Source organism: Peribacillus sp. NPDC058002, assembly GCF_042886655.1.
GTDB classification, from domain to species: Bacteria; Bacillota; Bacilli; order Bacillales; family DSM-1321; genus Peribacillus; species Peribacillus aracenensis.
Genome location: NZ_JBHVQU010000297.1, coordinates 1 through 4,010, shown reverse-complemented (window position 1 = coordinate 4,010; position 4,010 = coordinate 1). Strand labels below are relative to the sequence as shown.

At 33.9% G+C, this 4,010-nt stretch carries 2 protein-coding genes; both read left to right on the top strand.

Annotation, left to right across the window (positions count from 1 at the left end; translation table 11 throughout):
* Positions 1–170 precede the first annotated feature (170 nt).
* Entirely contained in the window at positions 171–1,088 is a 918-nt protein-coding gene (locus tag ACFVSH_RS23840; protein ID WP_387595035.1) for a DUF7916 family protein, read from the top strand.
* 1,155 nt (positions 1,089–2,243) lie between these two features.
* Positions 2,244–4,010 (top strand): sigma-54-dependent Fis family transcriptional regulator (locus ACFVSH_RS23835; protein ID WP_387708198.1); only part of this gene is annotated, 1,767 nt, incomplete at its 3' end.

The window sequence follows — 4,010 nt, the reverse complement described above, 5'->3', positions numbered from 1 at the left end:
AGTTTTAAGATCAAGATCTTTATATTAAAATATTTAAATATAAACTCTATATTTCCCAAGTAGGTTGGTTTTACTGAAGATGAAATGCAATATTTTATGTACTGATCGCTATAAAATCAAAGTGGAATTTATAAATAAATTGTATGCATGATGAAAGGGAGGAATTTCTATTGAAAAGAATATTAGATTGTACAGCATCAGATTTTCAAAAAATGAATGGTCAAGATTTAAAGCAATCGATCAAAGCATCTGAAGGAAGAGTGATGCTATCAGAGACGATGACTTCTGTAGCACCGTTATATCCGAGTGTTACTAATGCTGAACTCGCTGCTGCATTCGGTGCCGATTTATTATTATTGAACTTATTTGACGTCTTTAACCCATCGATTGGAGGATACGAAAGTAATGAGAATGAATTAATCGTTCAGAAAGTAAAGGAATTAACGGGACGCCCTCTAGGACTGAATTTGGAACCAGTTGACTTTAATGCTGAACAAATTGAAAAGCTTGATGCCGTCTCAAAAGGTAGAATAGCTACGGAGGAATCTTTAAGAGAAGCAAAAAAATTAGGTTTTGATTTTATATGCTTAACTGGGAATCCAAAAACCGGTGTAACAAACGATGAAACGATTGTAGCAATTAAGAAGGCACGTGAAGTTTTTGGTAATGAAGGCTTAATCATTGCAGGGAAAATGCATGGTGCTGGAGTCGCAAATGAAACAGGTAACAGCATTGTTTCAGAAGAAGCAATCACAAGCTTTATCGAAGCGGGTGCTGATATCATCTTGATGCCAGCTCCAGGAACCGTACCAGGAATCACTTTAGAGACTATTGAAAAATATGTTCGTTTCGTTCATTCAAAAGGTGCATTAGCCATGCTTACGATCGGCACAAGTCAAGAGGGGGCAGATGAAGCAACAATCCGCCAAATTGCCCTAAATAGTAAAATGGCTGGTGCAGACATTTGTCATATTGGTGATACTGGTTTTTACGGGATCGCAGTCCCCGAAAACATCATGACATATTCAATCGCCATTAGAGGAAGACGACATACTTATGTAAGAATGGCTTCCTCAGTAATGCGTTAAAAGCAGTCTAAAAAAAGTAGATCTTATCTCATTCAAAGAGGCTATCTAAAAGTTTATGCTTTTTTGGATAGCCTCTTAACGTAGTTGAAACGAGGGTTTTCACTCACATTCTGCATATAAGACCAAAATGGTGATTTCTCGCCACTATTACTTACAATACTAGTACTTCTAAGCTATGTTGGAGTTCATTAGTGATTTGCCGTATTCCTTCTGTCAATTGCTGTTTCAATGGTGAAAAATCGCAATTAGTATCGTCCACATGTCAACAGCCCCAATCAATAATTTTTTTAAAAAACATGAACATCTTCGAATAGCATCTTTTAGGATAGTAACGTCTAATTCTCTTCTTTACAAAGCAGGTATTTTTATCAAAAATTCACCCGATTTATAAATGGCATTAGTAAAAAAATCTTTAAATACCTAAAGCCTTATTTATTTTAGAGTGTTTCACTTATTAAGAAGGAGAGAGGGATTGTAAAATAAAATTTGTTGACGCATCGAGTTACTGGCGGGACGAAACGGGTAAGAGACACATTGTATGGTTTGAAGACGCTATGGCTCGTGTTAGGGGTTAAAACAGATTTTCATAAATAAAAAGGAAGCTATATTGTTAAGTAAAGAAAAACACGCTTTTGATTCCGAATTATTATACGAACTAAAGTCTTATGTCTTTTTACATAAAGTAGAAGGGGAATGGAAAGTATTCAAGAAAGAACCAATCAAAAAAATAGGGAAAAATAATCATGGATCTCCATATCACTATGGACAGAACTAGTAAGACAAATAGCCGTATTGAACAGAAATATCATATTAATCTTGAAAATAACTGAACGGGCATATCGAACTAATGTGTGCATTTTAAAGATCGGTCAATATTCCATAACTCCACAGTTTTTCTTTTTATAGTTTAGTAGAACAAACGAATCATTAGTGTAAGAAACGACATATTTCGAAAATATTTTATGCAATCATGCAACTGTTTTTGTCAAAGAAGATCGAGAATTGGCATTCAGTTGCAATTGATAATCATCTGAATATGTCTTACGATATTATTAATGATTTTTATAATCTAATATTCTTGGATTGACATGATTATCTTCGATCTTAGTAATAAAGTTTAATAAATGGACTTTTATAAAGGAGATGAGTAGATAATTGGATAACTTCATTATTACAAAAAATACATGGAAGCGTTTTGTGGAGGAGGGGATTGTAGATACTTCTAGGCTTTCGAAAAGAATAATAGAGTCATGGTACAGGTCTAAAAAGAATAATGTTAATCCTTATCTTGAAAAAGTGGCTCATATTTTAAGCAATGAAGATCTTTTGAAAAAAAGAGAAGAAAACAATCGCTTATTACAGTTAGCAAGTCCCTATATTAATTCGTTGGACGGTTTTTTAAAAGGAACAGGAACGATCCTAATTTTAACAGATTCTGAAGGATATGTATTAAAAGGACATGGAGAAGATAAAACCATCCAATTTGCAACAGACTTCAATATAATCAATGGAGTTCAATGGAATGAAAAAATGTCTGGAACAAGTGCAATTGCTACTGCATTGGAAATTAATGAACCCATCCATGTTACTGGTGTTGAGCATTTTTCTGAAGCTTTTCATAACTGGACATGCTCTGCTGCACCGATAAAAAATAACCAGGGTAAATTAGTAGGAGTTTTAGCTATTTCTACTATAAGAAAGCAGCTCGATTTAAAGTTGCTTAGTCTTGCTGTATCAACAGCATATGCCATTGAACTACAATGGAAATTGCATCAAGAGAATGAAATGTTGGAACTGCTTAAAGTATTTTATAACAAAATAGAGAATAATCGGGAACAATCCATCGTTATTTGTGACCGTGATGATTATTTTGTAACAGCCAGTTCATCTATCATGGATATGATTAAGGATGAAATTAAAGAGTATAAAACCCAAATTTCAAAATTGGAGAAGATTGGACTTAAGGAAAAGAAAAGAATCCCTATTCACATGAATGGGAAATTATATGGTTATGAAATATATGTGTGCCTAAAACAAGAAAATGAAAATAAGGGAAAAACATTAGAAAATAATGAAAGCGTTTTCAAATTTGCTGGTGAAGGTGGAAGAAGCGAGAAGTTCAGGAACGTTATTAATAATTTGAAAAGAGCATCAAAAACCGACATAACTGTATACATTCATGGTGAGAGTGGAACAGGGAAAGAAATTGCTGCGAAAACGATTCACTTAAATAGTAATAGAAAAAATAAACCTTTTATCGTTCTTAACTGTGGTAGTATTCCTGAACATCTATTGGAAAGCGAATTATTTGGATACGAGGAAGGAGCATTTACTGGAGCAAGAAAAAAAGGACATAAAGGAAAGTTTGAACAAGCTGATGGAGGAACTATTTTCCTAGATGAAATAGGTGATATGCCTTTATCGATGCAGGTTGCTCTATTACGTGTTTTGCAGGAAAAGGAAGTTGTTCCAATCGGGGGAACTCATGCAAGGGTTGTTGATGTCCGAATCATAACTGCAACAAATAAAAGACTAGAAATGCTGGTTGAAGAGGGGAAATTTAGAAGGGATCTATTTTATCGTTTAAATGTTTTTAACATAAATCTCCCTTCACTTAGAGAGAGAAAGGATGACATTCCAAGTCTGGTAAATCACTTTATTAAAACAAAGGACTGGAATGTTAAATTTTCAGATCATATAATGGATTACCTTGCAAATTATCATTGGCCTGGTAATATACGCGAACTTTTCAATGTTCTTGAAAAAATGAAAGTATTAGCCGATGATGGCGAACCACAACTTCATCAATTCTCTCCTTATTTTCTTCAAGGAAATCTGCAAGATCATTCTAATTCATTAAAAGACATTTCTATGAAGGAAAAAGATAAAATGATTATAGCATTGGCACAAGCAGAGGGAAAG